This window comes from Tessaracoccus palaemonis, assembly GCF_019316905.1.
GTDB lineage: Bacteria > Actinomycetota > Actinomycetes > Propionibacteriales > Propionibacteriaceae > Arachnia > Arachnia palaemonis.
On sequence record NZ_CP079216.1, the window covers coordinates 2,547,132 to 2,566,034 of the forward strand.

An 18,903-nucleotide genomic window follows, 5' to 3' on the forward strand; every position below is an offset into this window, starting at 1 on the left:
ACAGGATTGACACCACGCTATGGGACTCACCCGCGGGAACCGAGCTGTGCGCGGGAATCGAGCTGTGCGCGGGAGTCGCGAGCCGGGCGCGGGAGCTGGCCCTCACCTAAACGCGGGTGCGTGGCGATCCTGGCCGTCGCCCCGACGAGCCTGGCCCTGGCTGCCTAGCGGCGACGAGTCGCCCGCTGACGCCACCCGCGGCACCCTCCCGCGCCTAGTCTTTCCCCATGACTGACCTGAGCGTGCAGCGGTTGGACGACGAGGGATTCCGGCGGGTGCTGTGCGTCGTCGCACACCCCGACGACGTCGAGTACGGCCTGTCGGCCTGCGTGCACCGCTGGGTGCGGCAGGGCGCGACGGTCGCCTATCTGCTGCTGACCTCGGGAGAGGCGGGGATGCAGACTCCCCCGGCCGAGGTCGGGCCCCTGCGGGCGAGGGAGCAGGCCGCCGCGTGCGCCGAGGTCGGCGTCGACGACCTGACGATCCTCGATCATCCCGACGGGATGCTCGTCTACTCGCTCGACCTGCGCCGCGACATCGCACGCAGGATCCGCGAGTTCCGGCCCGACGTGGTCGCCGTCGGGTCCTGGGAGATCGAGGTCGGTTGGGGGCTCAACCAGGCCGACCATCGCGTCGCCGGGCTCGCTGCCCTCGACGCCGTCCGCGACGCGGACAACACATGGGTGCACCCCGAGCTGGCGGACCGGGAGGGGCTGCCGAAGTGGCACGTCGACCGCCTGCTGGTCTACGGGCACAAGGAGCCGACGCACGGCGTGCCCCTGTCCGACGACGACGTCGCCGCCGCGGTCGCGTCGCTGAGCCGGCACGAGGCCTACCTCGCGGACCTGCCCGACCACCCGGCCCCGGCCGACTTCATCCCCGACATGCTCGCCCAGCAGGGGGCGGCGATCGACGCGGCCCACGGCCTGCTCATGCACGTCTTCGACCTGTAGCCCGCGGTCGGTGAGGGCTAGGCTGACCCGCATGGATTCAACCTGGGCAGTGGTGACCGGAGCCTCCTCGGGGCTCGGTGTGGCGTTCGCGCACCGGCTCGCGTCGGAGGGCGCGAACGTCGTGCTGGCGGCGCGCAGCGAGGACAGACTCGAGCAGGTCGCGGCCGAGCTGCGCAGCCGGCACGGCGTCCGCACGCGCGTGTCGCCGGTCGACCTCAGCTCCCCGGAGGGCCGGGCAGGCTTCGTCGAGGAGGTCTCACGGACTCCCGTCAGCCACCTGATCAACAACGCCGGCTTCGGCACGCTCGGCGAGTTCGCCGACATCGACCCGGCCAGGGTGACACAGGAGCTGGAGCTCGACGTCGTCGCGCTGACGGAGCTGAGCCGCGCGGTCACTCCGGGCATGGTGTCCCGGGGTCGCGGGGCGATCGTGAACGTCGCGTCGACGGCGGCCTTCCAGCCGATCCCCGGCATGGCCGTCTACGCCGCCGCGAAGGCCTACGTGCTGCGGTTCAGCTGCGCGCTGTGGGACGAGCTGCACGCCACCGGCGTGCGGGCGATCGCCCTGTGCCCAGGACCCACGCAGACGGCGTTCTTCGCCAACGCGGGCAACTCGGAGGTGATGGGGCGTCGCCGCACGCCGGAGCAGGTCGTCGACACGGCCTGGGCCGGTCTGAAGCGACACCGGCCCTACACCGTCGACGGGCTGGGCAACTGGGGGCTGGCGTTGACCGCCGGGCTGGCACCGGTGCGGCTGCAGACGCTGATCTCCCGGGGGATCGTCAGCCGCTGAGTCGGCTCAGGCAATCTTGATCGACTTGTTCTCCAGGAACTCGACCGGCGGCGCCCCCCACGACGTCGTGACGCGCACCTCGTAGTTGCCGGCCCCCAGGCTGACCGCCGTGGCCCAGCCCTTCTGGCCATCGTCGCTCACTGTTCCCGTGAGCTCCGCCTCGAGCGTCGCGAGCACCGCGCCAGAATCCACGTCGGTCACCTGCACGATGGGCTCCGATGCGCCGTCGCGGATGGTGCCCGTGATGCTGGTCCGGCCGACGGAGAGCTGGGCCTGGTTGCGCGGCGTGCTGATCTGGAGGGGAGCGAGGACGCCTGCGTTGCGCGACGTGTACCCCTCCTCCGACGCGAAGGTATCGGGCGGGGCCGCGCCGTCCTGCAGGAAGAACACGGCGTTGTCGGCATCCCCGACCAGCGCGTTGACGGAGAACACCATCTGGTTGCGCGCCTGCACGGCGAGTTCATCGGTGGTGAGCTCCGCGTAGGCCTCGGCGCTCAGGTCGATCGTGACCGTGTCGCCGGCGCTCTCGACGCTCAGGACCTGCCCGGGCCCCCACGACGAACGGTAGTCGGGGTCGAGCGGGACGAGCGTCAGGACGGCCTCGACAACGGAGTTCAGCAGGTTCTCGGCGCTCGGCAGGTCGCGCAGCTCGCGGTGGAGCAGCCCGTCGGAGCGCCCCACGTAGTACACGGCGATGTTGCGGACCTGGGCCGGCAGGGTCCGCGATGAGGTGACGCTGGGGGCGGAGCTGGCCGTGGGCTGCGAGAGCACCGCGGGCGTGGGCTGCGGCCGGGTGAGGACGGCGAGCAGGAGACCGAGCAGGATCGCGATGATCGTCAGCAGCACCACGAACCGAGGGGCCAGATGCCTCCGGTACTGGCCGCTGAGCTGCGCCAACTCTCCCTCCAGCGTTACCGTGCCGGGTGCCTGGACCTGACGCGCGGAGGCTCTCAGGGCGGCGGTCACCTCCTGCGAGAAGGACTCGAGTGAGCCGGGCTGCCCTCCTGCCGCGGCGGCGCCCACCTTGGCCCGCAGCGTCTCCAGGGAGATCTCGAGCTTCTGGTTGCAGCCGCGCACCGACATGCGCATGATGGCGGCCAGCTCTGGGCCGAACACCGACAGGTAATGGCTGACGACGAGGATCTCCGCCATCCGCGGGGGCAGGGACGCGATGCCGCGGAGGATGTCGTTCTGGCGTGGCTCCGCGACGGCCGGCAGGGTCAGCTGCGACGTCACCGTCCGGGATGCTCTGGCCAGGTGCACCGCGTGCTCCTGCATGAACTCGACCCTCTCGCCCGGATCGATCAGGCGGTTGCCGCGGCGATGGAGAGCCAGCATCGCGCTGCGCACGATCCGTCCGGACGCGTCCTCGACGCCGAGTAGCACGACGAGGCGGTGCAGGGTGATCCCCTGCTCCTCGTACAGCTTCACCAGCCAGTCTGGTGACTCCTCGGCGGTCATGTCCTGCGATCAGATCCCGGAGTAGGAGTGCAACCCGCTGAACAGCAGGTTGACGCCGATGAAGTTGAACCAGAAGGTGATGACGCCCACCACGGCGATGATGGCGACGCGGCGCCCGCGCCAGCCGGCGGTCGCGCGGGCGTGCAGGTAGCCGACGTAGACGAGCCACGTGATCAGGGACCAGGTCTCCTTGGGGTCCCAGTTCCAGAACCGGCCCCACGCGTACTGGGCCCAGATGGCGCCGGCGACGATCGTGAACGTCCAGATCGGGACGGCGAACGCGTGCAGCCGGTAGGAGATCAGGTCGAGCCGCCTTGAGGTGGGCAGCTTCGCCAGGTACCCGACGAGCCCCGTCCCCGCCTCATCGGCCTTGCGTTCGGCGCGGTCCCGGATCAGGTACATGATCGCGGCGATCGCACCGATGTTGAACGCGGCGGCGGAGATGCACGCCGCGACGATGTGGATGATGAACCAGACGCTGTGCAGAGCGGGCACCAGGGGGGCCACATCGACGTAGAACTCGGTGACCGCGAGGCCGAGACCTACGCTGAGCACCAGCGTGACGCCGACGCCGAGCCAGCGCATCCCGAACCGCAGGGCCAGTACCAGGTACACGATCACGGCGAAGAGCAGGGCAGCCGACACGAACTCGTACATGTTGCCCCACGGGGCCCGCTGCGCCGCGACCCCCCGGAGCACCACGGCGGATGCCTGGAGCGCTGCGCCGAGCACGGTGATCATGAGCCCGAGCCGGCCGAAGAAGTCGACCCGGATGCGCGCGCGGTCCTCGCTGCCGTCCTCGGGGCGGAGCGCAGCGAGCCCGCGCGCCGTCGACCACTCGAGGGCGTGCATGATGAGCGCAACCGTGTAGACGACGGCGGCCGTCACCATCGCGGTGTAGGACCATTCCGACAGGCTCATGCGGGCGGCTCCTCGTGGGTCTCGGGCTCGGGGGCGTCCCCATTGTGCCCTGTCGGTGCGGAGTCCGCCGCTGCCGCCAGCAGCGCAGCGACCTCGTCCTCGAGTCCGGAGGCGGCGTCGGCCCTGTCGAGGCCCCCGGTCAGCACCATGCCCTCGGCGACGCGGATGAAGAGGCGCCGCGGCCGGATGCTGAGGCTGAGACTGAGACCGATCAGCCCGATCAGGATCGAGGCGAGCGTCATCGCGTTACCGGGGGTGTCGCTGACCTGGAGCTTCACCCATCGCTCCCACCCGTCGAAGGTGATGGAACCCAGATCATCGGGCAACGTGAATCCGGCGCCGACGGCCATCTGCGCGCGCAGCGGCTCCTCGTCGTCGGCGAGCACCGGCTCCAGGCCCGTCGTGTCGAGTGCGTAGACCGATTCGGGGGCTCCGGTCTCCTCCTTCGGCTCCCCATACCAGGCATTGAGCCAGACCTGAGGATTCAACGCGTCCGGGAAGGACGAGTACGGGCCTCCGACCTCGTCGATGGCCGCCGTCGGGAAGAAGTAGGCCTCGAAAGCGAGCCGGGAGGGGCGGGCGTCCGGCACCTTGATCACGCCGTAGGAGGTGTAGTTGCCGTCCTGCGGGAGGAACACCACCGGGCCGGAGAATGCCACGTTGCCGTCGCCGTCGCGTACCGTGAACGACGCGGCGTAGCCGTGGCCCAGCAGGTTCACCTGGGTGCCGCCGGCCGTCATGATCGGCTCGTTGACCGTCAGGGTCTCGTCGCGGGTGCCGTCGGCGTCCGTGACCGTGACGGAGGCCTCGAACTTGCGGGCCGCACCGGTCTGCACCTCGCCGGTCTCGAACTCCGCGACGAAGCTGTTGACCTGCAGCGAGAAGGCCTCGAGGGAGTCGGTGTCGACCGCGGCGCCGCTGGTGAAGTCGTCATACTGCGTGAGCACGTTGGCGAAGCCGCGCCCCTCCACCACGACTGCGGTGCCGTGGTAGCCCCACAGGTTGGACCAGGCGAGCCCGAACAGGACGGCGAGCAGGCTGACGTGGAAGACGAGGTTGCCGGCCTCCCGCAGGTAGCCGCGCTCCGCGCTGATGCCACTCTTGACGCGTGCGACGCGGTAGCGCCTGCCGCGCAGGTACCTCTCGGCGCGGTCGAGGGCCTCGTCGGTCGGGCCGGAGTAGGCGGCGGAGCGGGTCTCGGGCAGCCTGTCGATCCGGGCGGGCAGCGCAGGCGGGGGCTTGCGGACCGAGCGTGCGTACTTGGTGACGCGGGGGATGATGCAGCCGACCAGCGAGATGAACAGCAGCAGGTAGATGGCTGAGAACCCCGGCGACGTGTAGACGTGGTACATCCCGAGCGGTTCGAGGACCGCGTCCCAGCCGGGGTACTTCTCCTTGAAGTCGATGACCGAGATCGCCGAGGTGCCCTCCTGCGGGATCATCGAGCCGGGGATGGCGGCCAGTGCGAGGAGGAAGAGGAGCAGCAGTGCGGTGCGCATGCTGGTCAGCTGGCCCCAGGCCCAGCGCAGGAACTCGAGGCCGGGGCGTCGCCGCGGCGGGCCCGCCGGCGCGGTCACAGGATCGTCCCGAAGCTCGCGGCCCACTGGCGCAGCGTTGCGGTGAGCGTGTCCCACAGACCGGTGACCATGGCCATCCCGACGACGATCATCGCGACTCCTCCGATGCGCTGGATCAGCATCTGGTGGCGGCGCAGCCAGTCGAGCCTGGGCGCCAAGGCGGTGAATGCCGCTGCGAACGCCAGGAACGGGATCCCCAGCCCGAGGGCGTAGGCGAAGGCGAGGGCTCCCCCACGCACGGCGGAGCCCTCGTTGAGCGCGAGGGTCAGCACGACGGACAGCGCCGGCCCGATGCAGGGGGTCCAGCCGAGGCCGAACACCATGCCGAGCAGCGGCGAGGCCCATACTCCCAGCCGGGGGGCGACGGCGGGCCGCCAGAGCGAGGGGACGGGGAGCCAGCCGGCGAAGGCGGCGCCCAGCACGATGATCAGCAGCCCGAGGACCACCGTGATGATGCGGGCGTTGCCGAGCAGCAGCGTCCCGAGGCCGCCGATCGCGGCGCCCGTGAGCACGAACACGAGGCTGAACCCCAGCACGAAACCGAGCGTCCCGCCGAGCAGGAGCCTGCGCGATCCCTCCCCGCTGGCGATCTGGGCGGCGCCCAGGCCGGAGGCGTAGCTGAGGTAGCCGGGCAGCAGGGGCAGCACGCACGGGGACACGAACGAGACGACCCCCGCCAGCATGGCGACGGGGATCGCGACCAGCATCGAGCTCGTCAGCGCGTCGCCGACCCAGCTCTCGAGCCCGATCACGAGTCGGCCACCACGTCGCCGACGATCCCCACCAGCGTCGACGTGTCGACGGTGCCGAGCACGCGCGCGGCGATCCGCCCCTCAGGATCGACCACCAGGGTGCTCGGGATCGCCTTGGGCGGCAGCTGCCCGAAGCCGAGCAGCAGCTCACCGTCGGGGTCGTAGATGCTGGGGTAGGTCAGCCCGAAGGATCGCTCGAAGGCGAGCGCGGGCGCGGTGTCGAGGTCGCGGGTGTTGACGCCGAGGAAGGCGACGTCGTCGCCCAGCTGCTCGGAGGCGGCCACCAGGTCGGGGGCCTCGGCCCGGCAGGGTGCGCACCAGGAGCCCCACACGTTCAGCACGATGGCCCGGCCGGCGAAGTCCGCGGTGGAGATGGGCTCGCCCTCGAGCGTCTCCCCCGCCAGCACGGGTGCCTCGACGCGCTGGTCTGCGGGGACGATGGTGACGGTACCGTCGCCCGCTGTGAACCCGGAGACGTCGGAGGCGTCGGTGGCCGCTGAGCAAGCGCTCAGGGAGCCGATCGTCACCAGGGCCGTGAGGACGACCCGTCGCCTCACGTGCCGACCCTGAACTTGCGGCCCGTCGTCGAGACCGGGAGCAGGTCGGCGACGGGCTCGGCATAGGTGACGCTGGTGATGACGCCCTCGCGAACGGTGAACGAGGTCACCGAACACAGGGTGCACTGGCGGCGGCGGGGGTCGTGGACGTGGCTGCGTCCCTCCGCGGAGCGGCGGGCGATCCAGATGGGGAGCTGGTGGCTGACGACGAGTGCCTGCCCGCCGGGACCGGCCTCGGCGGCGGCGTCGATGATCGCGGCGCGCATCCGCTTCGCAATGTCCGCGTAGGCCTCGCCCCAGCTGGGTCGGAGCGGATTGCGCATGGCCCAGAACATCCTGGGGTCGCGGAGTGCGGCGTTGTCGCGACCGAAGATCATGCCCTCGAACTCGTTGGCGGCCTCGATGACCCGCTCGTCGGTGGTGATCGACAGGTCCGGGTGCCGCGCCGCGGTGGGAGCGATGGTCTCCTGAGCGCGCTGCAACGGAGAGCAGCGCAGGTGGGTCAGGGGGACGTCGGCCCAGTGCTGGCCCATCCGCTCGGCCATCTCGTGCCCGAGCTCGGAGAGCCCGAATCCGGGAAGCCGCCCGTACAGGACGCCGTCGGGGTTCTCCACCTGTCCGTGCCTCTGCAGGTGCACGATGCTCGCATCTACCACGCGACTCACCCTACGCGTCGGCTTCAACGACCTTGCGACGCTTGCGGCGCTTGCGCTGCGACGGCTTGGTCGGCGGCAGGCCGGCCGCGACCTGCTCGGCACGGCGACGGTCGGCGAACTCCGCCAGCCCCTCGGCCAGGGACTCGAACGTGGGCTGGTCGGCGACCACGTCGACGCGCAGGCCGTGCATCTTGCACGCGGCGGCGGTCGCGGGACCGATGGCCGCGACGACCGTCGCGGCGTGCGGCTTGCCCGCGATGCCGATCATGTTGCGCACGGCCGTGGCGGAGGTGAAGGCGACGGCGTCGAACATGCCTGTCTTGATGTCGTCGCGGACCTCCGGGGCCGGCGGGGCCGCGCGCACGGTGCGGTACGCCGTGACCTCCTCGACCTCCCAGCCGAGCTTGCCGAGGCCGACGAGCAGCGGCTCGACCGACACGTCGGCGCTGGGCACGAGCACGCGGTTCAGGGGGTCGATCAGGTCGTCATAGGCGGGGAACTCGTTGGCGAGCGCGCCGGTGGTGTTCTCGACGACCGGCACCAGGTCGGGGACGAGGCCGAGCCGGGCGAGCGCCTCCACTGTGCCGCGGCCGACGGCGGCGAGCATGATGCCGGACAACGCACGGGAGTCGAGCCCGTACTCGCTCAGGCGCTCCGCGATGGCGGTGACCGCGTAGGGGGAGGTGAAGACGAGCCACAGGTAGCGCCCGTCGACCAGCCCGCGGACCGCCTTCTCCATGGCCTGTTCCGTACGAGGCGGCTCAATGGACATCGTGGCGACGATCTCGGTGGAGGCCCCGTAGTGCGAGAGCTCCTCCACGAGGGCGTCCAGCGGGTCCTTGGTGCTCGGGGTGACGACGCGCCAGTCGAACAGGGGCTTGCCTTCGAACCAGCCGTACCGGTCGCGCAGCGAGTCCTCGATGCCGAGGCCGACGATGAAGTAGACCTCGGAGTGCTCGCTGGCCGAGACCTCGCGCCAGGTGAGGAGCTCGCTCACCTGGGCCGTGCTGCCCATGTTGACCATCCGCAGGGTCTCGCCATCGGCCCCGAGCCTTTCGGCCGCGACACTGGCAAGCTCGGCGGCCAGGGCACCGGAGGTGCGAAGGATGAGCGTGTCGGCGGCGGGCCACCGCTCAATGTCCGGGACCTCGACCATCGCGTCCAGCACCGCGCACTGGTTACCGAAGTGCACTCCTCCGAAGCTGAGCGCAGCACCCCACCTGTTGATGCCGGGGATGACGTTGATGCGCAGTCCGTGCGTGGCGAGCACCTCGGCGAGCACGCCGCTGGAATCGACGTCGGAGAAATAGTCGCCGCGTCCGAGCCGAACGACCCGCTGGCCGTCGGCGACCGCCCCCCGGATCCTCGCGACCTCTCCGACGCCAGCCGCCTCGACCGTCGAGTGTGCCGGGATCATCGCCCTGACCTCCTCGAGGTCGGAGTCGGTGTCGACCAGCACGAGGTCCGCCACGCTGAGCGCACGGGCACCCGAAATGGTGAGCAGGGAGAGACCACCGGGGCCGGATCCGACGAAGGTCACGGAGCCGATCGTCTGATCGGGACCCGCCTCGTCAGCGGGGGTGGTCAGTTCGAGTGACTCGGTCACGTCCTAGCTTTCTTGAGGGGACAACGCCTGAGGACACATCGTCGCGCATTCGCGGCCTCGACGTGAGAGCTTCTCGTAAGGCACTCTCGTCAACAAACCAGTATCCGTGTAGCTCGTCATCGACGAACGTCACGGGCACGTGATCGGTGTACCGGTCGCGCAGCCGCTCGTCGTCGTCGATGTTCACGACGCTGACACCCACACCCAGGTCCGCGCAGACGCGACGCACGGTGGTCTCCGCCTCCACACAGAGGTGGCAACCGTGCCGCGTGAGCAGCTGGACCCGGGTGGGAGTTGGCACTACTTGCCGGCGCGGCGGCGCTGAATACGGGTCTTCTTCAGCAGCTTGCGGTGCTTCTTCTTCGCCATGCGCTTGCGACGCTTCTTGATAACAGAACCCACTGTTCGCCTTTCATAGCCGGGCGGCAGCTGCCGCCCGGGTGTTCACGTTTGTCGGCCAGCTGAGACTGGTCAGACGACAAATCCTAACGCGCGGCCGACCGATCGCCCAATCCCGCGGCTGGGCGCCCAGGGGCGACCCGCGCGGGGGCGTCAGTCACGACGCGACATCTCGGCGCTGCGCCGGGCGCACGCCTCGACCGCGGCCAGGAACCCGGAGCGCACCCCGTGGTCGTCGAGCGCGCGCAGGGCGGCGGCCGTGGTGCCGCCCGGGGAAGTGACCCGCTCGCGCAGCACGGTGGCGGACTCGCCCGCCTGGTCGAGCATGGCGGCGGCGCCGATGAAGGTCTGGTTCACGAGCTCGGTCGCCTGTGCCCGCGGCAGGCCCTGGTGGACGCCGGCCTCGATCATGGCCTCGGCTACGTAGTAGAGGTAGGCCGGCCCGGAGCCCGACAGTGCGGTGAGCGCGTCCAGATGGGCCTCATCGGTGATCATGGCGCCGCCCACCGCGCGCATCAGGTCGACGACCCGGCCGGTCTGGGCGGCGTCCGCCGAGGTCCCCGCGATGATGCCGGCCATGCCGTGCCCGACGAGCGAGGGGGTGTTCGGCATCACGCGGACGACGGCGGCGCCGGGCAGCGCACCTTCGAGGTCGGCGAGCGTTACTCCCGCCGCGACGGACACGACGAGCGTGTCGGGACCCAGCGATCCTGCGACCTGCTCCAGCACGCCGGCCATCTGGTACGGCTTCACAGCGAGGACCAGGGTCTCTGCCGCCGCGGCCTCGGGCAGGCTGACGGCCGGGACGCCGTACCTCTCCCCCAGCTGCGCGGCGCGCTCGGCGGTGCGCTGCACGACGCCGACCTCATCCGCCGCGACGACGCCGGAGGCCAGCCAGCCCGCGAGCAGCGCCTCACCCATCGAGCCGACGCCGACCATCGCCAGCTTCATCGGACCAGCAGCTCCGCGATCTGGATGGCGTTGAGGGCGGCGCCCTTGCGGAGGTTGTCGTTGCTGATGAACAGCACGAGACCCTTGCCGTCGGCGACGCTCTGGTCCTGCCGGATCCGGCCGACGAACGACGGGTCGGCGCCGGCGGCCATCAGCGGTGTGGGGACGTCGGCCAGCTGGACTCCGGGCGCCGCAGCCAGGAGTTCGCGTGCCTCGTCGGGCGTGATGGCCCGGTCGAAGCGGGCGTGCACGCTCAGCGAGTGCCCGGAGAACACGGGCACGCGGACGCAGGTCCCGGCGACGGGCAGCCCGGGGATGTGCAGGATCTTGCGCGACTCGTTGCGGAGCTTCTTCTCCTCGTCGGTCTCGCCGTCACCGTCGTCGACGATGCTGCCGGCCAGCGGCACCACGTTGAAGGCGATGGGCGCGACGTACGGGGACGTGTCGGCCACCTGGAGGGCCGAGCCGTCGAGCGCCAGCACGCGCGGGTCGTCGATCTCGCCGACCTGGGTCGCGAGGGCCTCGACGCCCTTGACGCCGGAGCCGGAGACGGCCTGGAAGGTGGTGACCTGCAGGCCGACGAGCCCCGCCGCGTCGTGCAGCGGCTTGAGCACGGGCATGGCCGCCATGGTGGTGCAGTTCGGGTTGGCGATGATGCCGATCTGGGGGTCGACGACGTCGCCGGGGTTCACCTCGGCGACGACCAGCGGCACGCGGTCGTCCATGCGCCACGCGCTGGAGTTGTCGACGACGGTCGCGCCCGCGGCCGCGACCTTCTCGGCGTACTGCTTGGAGGTGCCGCCGCCTGCGGAGAAGATCGCCACGTCCAGGCCGGCGAAGTCGGCGGTGGCGATGTCCTCGACGACCACCTCGCCGTCCTTCCACGGCAGCTTCTTCCCGGCGGACCGGGACGAGGCGAAGTAACGGATCTCATCGACGGGATAGTTACGCTCGTCCAGCAGACGGCGCATCACGCCGCCGACCTGGCCGGTCGCTCCAAAGACACCAACACGCATGGAGCCATCCTACGGCGCGGGGCCCGAGGGGGCACGGCCCCGTCCATGGGTCCGGTCAGCGGCCGATCCACGACATGAGCGTCGGCAGCAGGCCAGCGCCGAGGAACGAGACGATGTCGAGCAGCGAGTGCGTCACGACGAGCGGCATGACGCGTCGCTTCAGCACGGTCAGGAACAGCCAGCCGAAGGCCAGCCCCATCACGACGTTGCCGATGAAGCCGCCGAAGCCCTGGTAGAGGTGGTAGGCGCCCCGGATGAGCGAGGAGATGACCACGATGACCCACATCCGCCCGCCCGTCTGGGCCCAGCGGGTGAAGAGGAAGCCGATCATCAGCACCTCCTCGAGGATGCCGTTCTTGATCGCGAGGAGGATCAGGACCGGCACCGTCCACCAGTTCTCGGCGAGGTTCGCCGGGCTGACCTGCGTGTTGATGCCGATGGCCACGGCAGTGAGGTAGAAGGCCAGGCCGGCGGCGCCGATGCCCGCGAAGATCCCGAACCCCCAGGCCAGGTCGAAGCCGGGGCGTCGCAGGTCGAAGCCCATGACGCGGAACGGCCCCTCCTCAGGCCGACGGTGTACCGCGAGGAGGTAGAAGGCCAGCAGCACCGGCATCAGTGGCATGGTCATGTAGGCGACCTGGTAGGCCAGGTCGAGCCACGGCCTGTCGGGGGTGGCCGACGAGTTGATCGTCGAGGTCTGGCTGCCGAGCGAAACGCCGCGGGTCATCCTCTCGATGATCGACAGGATCGCATAGACGGCCGACTGGCCGAGCGACACCATGAGGACCACGGCCATCTCGGCCCACAGCACCCTGCGGTACCCGGGGGCGACCTCCGCGGTCATCTCTTGTCCGCCAGTGCCCGCAGGTAGTTGAAGGCCGTGCGGGGGCGGGCCGCGATGCGGGTGGTCAGGTACTCGAACCATGCGGGCCCGTAGGGAAGGTAGGTGCGGCAGCGGTAGCCGATGTCCACCAGTCTGCGCTGCTCCAGCGGCCTGACGCCCTGCAGCATCTGGAACTCGAACCCGTCGGCAGGGAGATTGCTGCGGCCGGCCAGTTCCTGGGTGATGGCGATGATGGTGGCGTCGTGCGAGGCGACCATCGCGTAGCCGCCGTTGTCCATCACGATGCGCAGGCACCGCACGAAGGCCAGCAGCTTGTCCTGTTCCCGGCGGTGGATCTGGTCGCGCGGAACGGGGTAGGAGCCGACGCAGATGCGGATGCGGGATCCCTCGCGGGCCAGCGTGAGGGCCTCCCGCTCGCTGCGTCGGATCTCGGCCGGCAGCGTGATCCCGAGCGTCGGGACGTCTTCGCGCACGTCGCGCCACATGGAAAGCGTCGCGTCGTAGGCCTCGGCGCCCTGCATCTCGAGGGTGAGGAAGGCTCCGCGACCATGCGCGGCGGTTGCCAGCTCCCGAAGCGCCTCCGTCGCGGCGGTCGGGTCCTCGCGCAGCCCCAACGAAGACGGCTTCACGGAGAACTCGATGCCGCGGGCACCGTCTCCGAACCGCTCGAGGGCCCGGTGCAACTCGGCGACCGACTCGGTCTCCTCGTCCGTCTCGGGGAGATAGGCCAGCGACACGTCCAGACCCTGCCGGCGGAGTCGTTCGACGACCGTCGAAGCACCGTCAAGGTCGGGGCCGGCGATGTAGCTGGCCGCGGTGTCCTGGGCCACGCCGGTGGCGAGCGCGGACTGGCGCACCCTGCGCGAGCGGATCAGGCGGCGCAGCGGACGGTTGACCTTGGTCACGGGCGGTTCAGCCCTTCTCCGGCACGGCGGCCGACATCGTGCGTCGGATGTTCTCCAGGGACTCACCGAGGAGGTCCTCGCGTTCAGCGCGGGAGCGTGCGCGCCGAGTGGAGACCTCCAGCACAATGTGGCCCTCGAAGCCGCGGCTGCAGATCTCCGCGAGCACGTCCCAGGCCGACTGGTCGCCCTCGCCGGGGAGGAGGTGTTCGTCCTTCAGCGAGCCCTTGCCGTCGGTGAGGTGGACGTGGGCGAGCCGCGGCCCCCACGCGTGGACGAAGTCCATGGACTGCCGCTGCGACGTGGAGGCGTGCGAGAGGTCGAGGGTCAGGTGCTCGTAGGCGAAGTCGGTGGGGTCCCAGCCGGGCAGGTATGCCTGGATGTTGCCGGCGGGCGTGCGCCACGGATACATGTTCTCGACGCAGAACTTCACGTCGTCGAAGTCCGCATTCAGGGTCGCGATGCCGTCGACGAAGGTCTTTCCGTAGTCACGCTGCCAGCGGAACGGGGGGTGCACGACGACCACGTCACCGCCCAACTGCCGGACCGCCTCCCCGGAGCGGCGCAGCTTCTCCCAGGAGTCGTTGCCCCAGGTTCCCTGAGTGACGAGCAACGTCGGAGCGTGCACGGAACGCACAGGAACACCGTGGTAGTCGGCCAGTTTCGCGATGGCATCGATGTCCACGCTCAGTGAATCGACGCCGACCATGAGCTCCACCCCGTCGTAGCCGAGAGAGGCGGACAACTCGAATGCGCTGGTTGAGGCCTCGGGGAAGACCGAAGTGGTCGACAGCAGGACCTGCGGGACGTTCACACCTCGAACCCTACCCGCCGAGCCTGTCTGCCCGCCCTGCGAGCGCGCCGCCCCGACCGCGCCATCCTTCCGATTAGTCGATTCTCAGTGCCAGAGGTCAGAATGGACTCATGCACGTCGACCATCTGATCTATGCCATTGGTCCCGACGGCCTCAAAGCGGAGGCCGGGCGGCTCGCTGACGAGCTCGGAACCGAGTACAAGGACGGCGGCTTCCACCCGCGCTTCGGCACCCGCAACCACATCATCCCGCTGACCGACGGTCGCTACATCGAGGTCGTCGAGGTCCTCGATCACCCCGCGTCCGACAAGGCGGCGTTCGGCCAGGCCGTCAGGGCCCGTTCGGAGATGGGTGGCGGGTGGCTCGGCTGGGTCGTGAGCGTCGCGGACCTGACCCCCTATGAAGAGCGCCTGAACCGCTCCGCGGTCCCCGGGTCGCGTCAGTTTCCCGACGGCCGCCGGCTCGAGTGGTCGCAGATCGGCATCCGCGGCCTGATCGCCGACCCGCAGCTGCCGTACTTCCTGCAGTGGAAGAGCGACGCGTCGCTGCGCCCCTCCGCCCTTTCGGGCGACGCGACCCTGACCGAGATCCAGATTGCCGGCTCGGCCAGCCGGCTGTCCGAGTGGCTCGGCGAGCCGATCGGTGCCGAACTCGACGGCGTCAAGCTCGACCTGGTCTCCCCCCGCGGGACCCCTGGAATCAGCAGCGTCACGTTCGAGTGCCCCAAGGGAACCGTCACGATCTGACCGCAGATCCTTCCCTACGATGGCCGCGAACCCTGGGGTGCGCGGCCATCGTCGTCCCGGCTCCCCGCACCCTCCCCGGTTCCCTGCACTCCTCCCCGGTTCCCTGAGCTTGTCGAAGGGCCCTGAGCGAAGCGAAGGGAAACCCGGCCCCGTGAGTCCCACCCCGGGTCCACCCCGGTTCCCTGAGCTCGTCGAAGGGCCCTGAGCGAAGCGAAGGGAGATCACCGGCGACCGAGCCCACCCCGGTTCCCCGTTCCGGCACAAAGATGCCTATGTCGGTGCCCCTGCAACATGGGAACAGCAACCCCGAAATACGCATCGTTGTGCTCAGGAGTCGAGCGCGTGTCGGCGCCGACGGAACGAGCAACCCAGGGGGTGAACTCCCTTCGCCGCACCCAGGGCGCCATAACGGGCATGCCCTGCGCCCACCTGTGGCCGCTCCGAGTCGACCTGACCCGCCCGACCCCTAATGTGCTGCTGACTACGGAGGAGGTCGGGTGGACGGCTGGCAGTACCTGATCCTCATGGGCGCGTGTGTGCTGATCACACTGCCGCTGGAGTTCGTGCTCGGCGCGCGGGTCTACCGCTCCCCTCGTCGGCTGGCGCTGGCCATGGCCCCGATGCTGGTGGTGTTCATCGTCTGGGATGTCGTGGGCATCCTGCGCGGGCACTGGAGCTACTCCGACCGCTTCACGACGGGGATCATGCTGGGCGTGATGCCGCTGGAGGAGCTCGTGTTCTTCCTCGTCATCCCACTGTGCGGGCTGCTGACCTACGAGGCCGTGGGGCGCGTCGCGGCGCTGATCCGCTCCACGGGCCGGCTGCGGTGGCGCTGGCCCGACGGAATCGTCCGCGAACAGGAGGAGAAGGCCGATGCCTGAGTACACAGTCCTCACGGTCCTCGCCGTGGTGGTGGTGATCGCACTGGAGCTCGCCTGGCTGCGGACCGGCATCTTCCGCTCGGCCCAGTACTGGGGCGCCATGGCGATCGTGTTCTTCTTCCAGTGCCTGGTCGACGGCTGGCTCACCAAGTTGAGCGACCCGATCGTGCTCTACTCCCCCGCCCAGTTCTCCGGCATCCGGTTCCCGTGGGACATCCCCATCGAGGACTTCGGGTTCGGATTTGCGATGGTGACGGGCACGATGCTCGGATGGCTGCGGCTCGGCAGCAAGGAGGCTCGAGACGATGCATGACCTGCGCGCGCGGTTCGACCATGGCGCCGACCACTACGACCTGCTGGTCTCGCTCAACCCCGGCTACCACCGACACCTGCGCTCCGCAGCCGCCGAGCTCGCCGACCGGCTGCGCGGCATCGACGCCCCGCGGGTGCTCGACCTCGCCTGCGGGTCCGGGGCCTCGACGCGCGCCGTGGTCGACGCTCTCCCCGCCGGGGCGACGGTCCACGGCATCGACCTGTCGAGGGGCATGCTCGCCCAGGCCGCCCGGCACACCTGGCCCGCGGGCGTCACCTTCGAGCAGGGCCGCGTCGGCGACCTCGACACCGCCCGCATCGGCGAGGGCAGCTGGGACGCCGTGTTCGCCAGCTACCTGTTCCGCAACATCCCCGAGGCCGGGCGCGACGGGGCGCTCGCCGAGGTGGCGCGCCTGCTGAAACCAGGCGGGCACCTCATCACACAGGAATACTCGGTCGCAGGCTCCCCCGGCGCGGATCTGCGCTGGACGCTCGTCTCCTGGTCGATCATCATCCCGCTGGGCTCGGTGGTCGACCGCGACCCTGACCTCTACCGCTACCTGTGGCGCAGCGCCCGACGGTTCGACTCCCCCGCCGCGTTCATGGACCGCATCGCCGACGCGGGCTTCCGCGACGTCCGTACCCGCACCGTCAGCGGCTGGCAGCGCGGCATCCTGCACACGTTCGCGGCGGTGCGGCCGTGACGCCGGGCCGCGACCCGCGCGCAGTCCGCCACCCCGGCCCGACGGGGCTCTACCGCAGCACGGTCGAGCGCCACGTGTGCGTCGTCGGCGGCGGCATAGCCGGACTGGCCGCGGCGACGGTGCTCGCCGAGCGCGGGGTGCGCGTCACCCTGCTGGAGTCCGGCGAGCGGCTGGGCGGCCGCGTGTCGGCCTGGCCCGTGAGTGAAGGCCGGACCATGAGCCGCGGGTTCCACGCGTTCTTCCGCCAGTACTACAACCTGCGCTCGCTGCTGCGCCGCACCGACCCGGCCCTCGCCCGGCTCATACCCGTCGACGACTACCCCCTCCAGCGGCCGGACGGGACCCGCGACTCCTTCGCCGGCATCCCCCGCACTCCCCCCTGGAGCCTGCTCGGCTTCGTGGCCCGCTCCGAGGCGTTCACCGCCCGCTCACTCTCGCGCGTCGACGTGGGCGCCGCCCTCGAGCTGCTACGCGTCGGCTTCCCCGACACGTACCTGCGCTACGAGGGTGAGTCCGCGGCCGAGTTCCTCGACCGGCTGCGCTTCCCGCCCGGCGCCAGGGACCTGGCGCTGGAGGTGTTCGCGAGGTCCTTCTTCGCCGACCCGCACGACTTCGCGGCCGGGGAACTGGTCGCCATGTTCCACACCTACTTCGTCGGGTCCGCCGAAGGGCTGCTGTTCGACGTTCCCGACGAGGACTACGACACCGCGCTGTGGGCACCGCTGGGCCGCCTGCTCGTCGACCTCGGCGCCGACGTCCGCACCACCACCTCCGCCGAGGCGATCGAGCTGACCGGCGGGGGCGCGCACGTGAGGATCGCGGGCGGCGAGGCTGTCGACTGCGATGCCGTCGTGCTGGCCGCGGACCCGCGCTCCGCCAGGGACCTGATCGCCGGCCTGTCGGCCTCTCCCGAACCCGCGGGCCTCGACGCCTGGCGCGCCGACGCCGCCGCCACCGGCAACGCCCCGCCGTTCCTCGTCGTTCGGCTGTGGCTCGACGGCCCCGTCGATGCCGCTCGCGAGGCCTTCGTCGGCACCAGCGGCTACGGCCCCCTCGACAACGTGACCGTGCTGGAGCGCTTCGAGGACGGCGCCGCCCGGTGGGCCGCCGCGCACGGCGGCTCGGTGGTCGAGTTGCACGCGTACGCCTGCCCACCAGAGGTTCTGCAGGACACCGCCGCCCTCGATGCCCTGGTGGCCGACCTCGTCGACCAGCTCCACCGCATCTACCCGGAGACCGCGCAATGCGCCGCCACCTCGACCGAGGTGCTGCTCCGCGACGACTGCGCCGTGATGCCCCCGACGGGGTGGTCGCGCCGGCCCGGCATCTCCACGCCGTTCGAGTCCCTGGTGTTGGCGGGTGACTGGGTGCGCACGGGGCTACCTGTCGCCCTGATGGAACGCGCCGCGACGACGGGCTTCGAGGCGGCCAACCACCTGCTCGGCCGGTGGGGAGTGGCTGGTCAGGACGTGTGGACCGTGCCCATGCGGGGCCTGCTCACCCTTCGCCGAAACCGTCGAAGTCGGCGAGATCAGAGGCCATCTGCCGCAGGAACCTGACGACGGCGTCCCGCTCCTCAGGGGTGAGCATCGTGACAGCGCGGACACGACGCGACTGCTGCCGGCCGACGGTGTCCATGGCCGAGGCGTAGGTGGACTCCTCCAGGCGGATCACGACGGACCGCCTGTCCGCCGGGTGCGGCTCTCGTCTGATGTGCCCAGCCCGCTCAAGACGGTCGAGCAGCTTGGTGGTGGACGCGCTCGAGATCTCGAGGTGGGCCGCGACCGCACCCGCCGTCACATCCTGGCCCCTGTGTCGGCCGGCGATCAGGAAGTGGATGGCCTGCATATCGGTGGATCCGAGCTTCATGTAGCGGCTGGACTCCTCTGCCAGCCGCGTCTCGGCGGCGCGAAGCTCCACGAGCGCGCTCATCACCTCATCGACCTGGGCGACGTCGTCGGCGGTCAGCTGCGTTCTGTCAACGAGCGCTCCGCTGGGGTCACTCACGCCCAGACGGTAGATCTCGAATCGACTGGCCACGTGAGAAAATTACCACCT

General features: G+C 70.4%; 22 protein-coding genes. 7 read left to right on the forward strand and 15 right to left on the reverse strand.

Annotation, left to right across the window (positions count from 1 at the left end; all coding sequences use genetic code 11):
• Nucleotides 1-227: 227 nt before the first annotated feature.
• Both KDB89_RS11600 and KDB89_RS11605 read left to right on the forward strand, forming a co-directional pair.
• Nucleotides 228-953 (forward strand): PIG-L deacetylase family protein, encoded by a 726-nt coding sequence (locus KDB89_RS11600; protein ID WP_219081202.1) that lies wholly within the window; start codon nt 228-230, stop codon nt 951-953.
• Between the two features lie 31 nt (nt 954-984).
• On the forward strand, nt 985-1,746 hold the full coding sequence (locus KDB89_RS11605; RefSeq protein WP_219081204.1) for an SDR family NAD(P)-dependent oxidoreductase: 762 nt from the start codon (nt 985-987) through the stop codon (nt 1,744-1,746).
• Nucleotides 1,747-1,752: 6 nt separating this feature from the next.
• Here KDB89_RS11605 and KDB89_RS11610 read toward each other — a convergent pair whose 3' ends face one another.
• The 14 genes from KDB89_RS11610 to KDB89_RS11675 all read right to left on the reverse strand — a co-directional run bounded on the left by KDB89_RS11610 (nt 1,753) and on the right by KDB89_RS11675 (nt 14,202).
• Nucleotides 1,753-3,177 (reverse strand): GerMN domain-containing protein, encoded by a 1,425-nt coding sequence (locus KDB89_RS11610; RefSeq protein WP_219081206.1) that lies wholly within the window; start codon nt 3,175-3,177, stop codon nt 1,753-1,755.
• 39 nt (nt 3,178-3,216) lie between these two features.
• The gene (ccsB, locus tag KDB89_RS11615; RefSeq protein ID WP_219081208.1) at nt 3,217-4,128 is read right to left on the reverse strand and encodes a c-type cytochrome biogenesis protein CcsB; all 912 of its coding nucleotides are present in this window, start codon (nt 4,126-4,128) and stop codon (nt 3,217-3,219) included.
• Nucleotides 4,125-5,732 carry a cytochrome c biogenesis protein ResB gene (gene resB, locus KDB89_RS11620; protein ID WP_255555903.1) on the reverse strand — a complete coding sequence of 536 codons (1,608 nt, stop codon included), beginning with the start codon at nt 5,730-5,732 and terminating at the stop codon, nt 4,125-4,127. The genes ccsB and resB overlap by 4 nt, the downstream gene beginning before the upstream one ends.
• Nucleotides 5,702-6,412, reverse strand: coding sequence for a cytochrome c biogenesis CcdA family protein (locus KDB89_RS11625; RefSeq protein ID WP_219084306.1), 711 nt, complete (start codon nt 6,410-6,412; stop codon nt 5,702-5,704). Before KDB89_RS11625 ends, resB begins: the two co-directional genes overlap by 31 nt.
• Nucleotides 6,413-6,453: 41 nt before the next feature.
• Nucleotides 6,454-7,014, reverse strand: coding sequence for a TlpA family protein disulfide reductase (locus KDB89_RS11630; protein ID WP_219081209.1), 561 nt, complete (start codon nt 7,012-7,014; stop codon nt 6,454-6,456).
• On the reverse strand, nt 7,011-7,670 hold the full coding sequence (locus tag KDB89_RS11635; RefSeq protein WP_219081211.1) for a histidine phosphatase family protein: 660 nt from the start codon (nt 7,668-7,670) through the stop codon (nt 7,011-7,013). Before KDB89_RS11635 ends, KDB89_RS11630 begins: the two co-directional genes overlap by 4 nt.
• A gap of 10 nt (nt 7,671-7,680) precedes the next feature.
• Nucleotides 7,681-9,276: a uroporphyrinogen-III synthase gene (locus KDB89_RS11640; protein WP_219081213.1), complete on the reverse strand. Its 1,596-nt coding sequence runs from the start codon at nt 9,274-9,276 to the stop codon at nt 7,681-7,683.
• Nucleotides 9,242-9,577 (reverse strand): glutaredoxin family protein, encoded by a 336-nt coding sequence (locus KDB89_RS11645; RefSeq protein WP_219081215.1) that lies wholly within the window; start codon nt 9,575-9,577, stop codon nt 9,242-9,244. Before KDB89_RS11645 ends, KDB89_RS11640 begins: the two co-directional genes overlap by 35 nt.
• The gene (locus tag KDB89_RS11650; RefSeq protein ID WP_002550589.1) at nt 9,577-9,678 is read right to left on the reverse strand and encodes a 30S ribosomal protein bS22; all 102 of its coding nucleotides are present in this window, start codon (nt 9,676-9,678) and stop codon (nt 9,577-9,579) included. The genes KDB89_RS11645 and KDB89_RS11650 overlap by 1 nt, the downstream gene beginning before the upstream one ends.
• Nucleotides 9,679-9,828: 150 nt before the next feature.
• Nucleotides 9,829-10,626, reverse strand: coding sequence for a pyrroline-5-carboxylate reductase (proC, locus tag KDB89_RS11655; RefSeq protein WP_219081216.1), 798 nt, complete (start codon nt 10,624-10,626; stop codon nt 9,829-9,831).
• Entirely contained in the window at nt 10,623-11,642 is a 1,020-nt protein-coding gene (locus tag KDB89_RS11660) for an aspartate-semialdehyde dehydrogenase (protein ID WP_219081218.1), read from the reverse strand. Before KDB89_RS11660 ends, proC begins: the two co-directional genes overlap by 4 nt.
• A gap of 55 nt (nt 11,643-11,697) precedes the next feature.
• Complete coding sequence (locus KDB89_RS11665; protein ID WP_219081219.1) at nt 11,698-12,486, reverse strand: CPBP family intramembrane glutamic endopeptidase; 789 nt, start codon at nt 12,484-12,486, stop codon at nt 11,698-11,700.
• Nucleotides 12,483-13,391 carry a proline dehydrogenase family protein gene (locus tag KDB89_RS11670; protein ID WP_219081226.1) on the reverse strand — a complete coding sequence of 303 codons (909 nt, stop codon included), beginning with the start codon at nt 13,389-13,391 and terminating at the stop codon, nt 12,483-12,485. Before KDB89_RS11670 ends, KDB89_RS11665 begins: the two co-directional genes overlap by 4 nt.
• A 7-nt stretch (nt 13,392-13,398) precedes the next feature.
• Complete coding sequence (locus KDB89_RS11675; RefSeq protein ID WP_219081228.1) at nt 13,399-14,202, reverse strand: sugar phosphate isomerase/epimerase family protein; 804 nt, start codon at nt 14,200-14,202, stop codon at nt 13,399-13,401.
• 110 nt (nt 14,203-14,312) lie between these two features.
• Here KDB89_RS11675 and KDB89_RS11680 point away from each other — a divergent pair, with 110 nt between their 5' ends.
• The 5 genes from KDB89_RS11680 (at nt 14,313) to KDB89_RS11700 (ending at nt 18,404) form a co-directional block, all read left to right on the forward strand.
• Nucleotides 14,313-14,948, forward strand: a complete 636-nt coding sequence (locus tag KDB89_RS11680) for a VOC family protein (protein ID WP_219081230.1) — start codon at nt 14,313-14,315, stop codon at nt 14,946-14,948.
• 497 nt (nt 14,949-15,445) lie between these two features.
• Entirely contained in the window at nt 15,446-15,829 is a 384-nt protein-coding gene (locus KDB89_RS11685) for a lycopene cyclase domain-containing protein (protein ID WP_219081232.1), read from the forward strand.
• A complete protein-coding gene (locus tag KDB89_RS11690; RefSeq protein ID WP_219081234.1) occupies nt 15,822-16,142 on the forward strand; it encodes a lycopene cyclase domain-containing protein in 321 nt (106 codons plus the stop codon). Before KDB89_RS11685 ends, KDB89_RS11690 begins: the two co-directional genes overlap by 8 nt.
• Entirely contained in the window at nt 16,135-16,845 is a 711-nt protein-coding gene (locus KDB89_RS11695; RefSeq protein WP_219081236.1) for a class I SAM-dependent methyltransferase, read from the forward strand. Before KDB89_RS11690 ends, KDB89_RS11695 begins: the two co-directional genes overlap by 8 nt.
• The gene (locus KDB89_RS11700) at nt 16,842-18,404 is read left to right on the forward strand and encodes an FAD-dependent oxidoreductase (RefSeq protein WP_219081238.1); all 1,563 of its coding nucleotides are present in this window, start codon (nt 16,842-16,844) and stop codon (nt 18,402-18,404) included. The genes KDB89_RS11695 and KDB89_RS11700 overlap by 4 nt, the downstream gene beginning before the upstream one ends.
• Here the strand turns inward: KDB89_RS11700 and KDB89_RS11705 are convergent.
• Nucleotides 18,343-18,852, reverse strand: coding sequence for a MarR family winged helix-turn-helix transcriptional regulator (locus KDB89_RS11705; protein WP_219081240.1), 510 nt, complete (start codon nt 18,850-18,852; stop codon nt 18,343-18,345). The genes KDB89_RS11700 and KDB89_RS11705 overlap by 62 nt on opposite strands.
• Between the last annotated feature and the right edge of the window lie 51 nt (nt 18,853-18,903).

Bases quoted from the DNA above. Each gene is read 5' to 3' on its own strand.
- KDB89_RS11600 (WP_219081202.1), top strand. From the start codon at position 228: ATGACTGACCTGAGCGTGCAGCGGTTGGACGACGAGGGATTCCGGCGG.
- KDB89_RS11605 (WP_219081204.1), top strand. From the start codon at position 985: ATGGATTCAACCTGGGCAGTGGTGACCGGAGCCTCCTCGGGGCTCGGT.
- ccsB (WP_219081208.1), bottom strand. From the start codon at position 4,128: ATGAGCCTGTCGGAATGGTCCTACACCGCGATGGTGACGGCCGCCGTC.
- KDB89_RS11625 (WP_219084306.1), bottom strand. From the start codon at position 6,412: ATGCTGGTCGCGATCCCCGTCGCCATGCTGGCGGGGGTCGTCTCGTTC.
- proC (WP_219081216.1), bottom strand. From the start codon at position 10,626: ATGAAGCTGGCGATGGTCGGCGTCGGCTCGATGGGTGAGGCGCTGCTC.
- KDB89_RS11660 (WP_219081218.1), bottom strand. From the start codon at position 11,642: ATGCGTGTTGGTGTCTTTGGAGCGACCGGCCAGGTCGGCGGCGTGATG.
- KDB89_RS11665 (WP_219081219.1), bottom strand. From the start codon at position 12,486: ATGACCGCGGAGGTCGCCCCCGGGTACCGCAGGGTGCTGTGGGCCGAG.
- KDB89_RS11680 (WP_219081230.1), top strand. From the start codon at position 14,313: ATGCACGTCGACCATCTGATCTATGCCATTGGTCCCGACGGCCTCAAA.
- KDB89_RS11690 (WP_219081234.1), top strand. From the start codon at position 15,822: ATGCCTGAGTACACAGTCCTCACGGTCCTCGCCGTGGTGGTGGTGATC.
- KDB89_RS11695 (WP_219081236.1), top strand. From the start codon at position 16,135: ATGCATGACCTGCGCGCGCGGTTCGACCATGGCGCCGACCACTACGAC.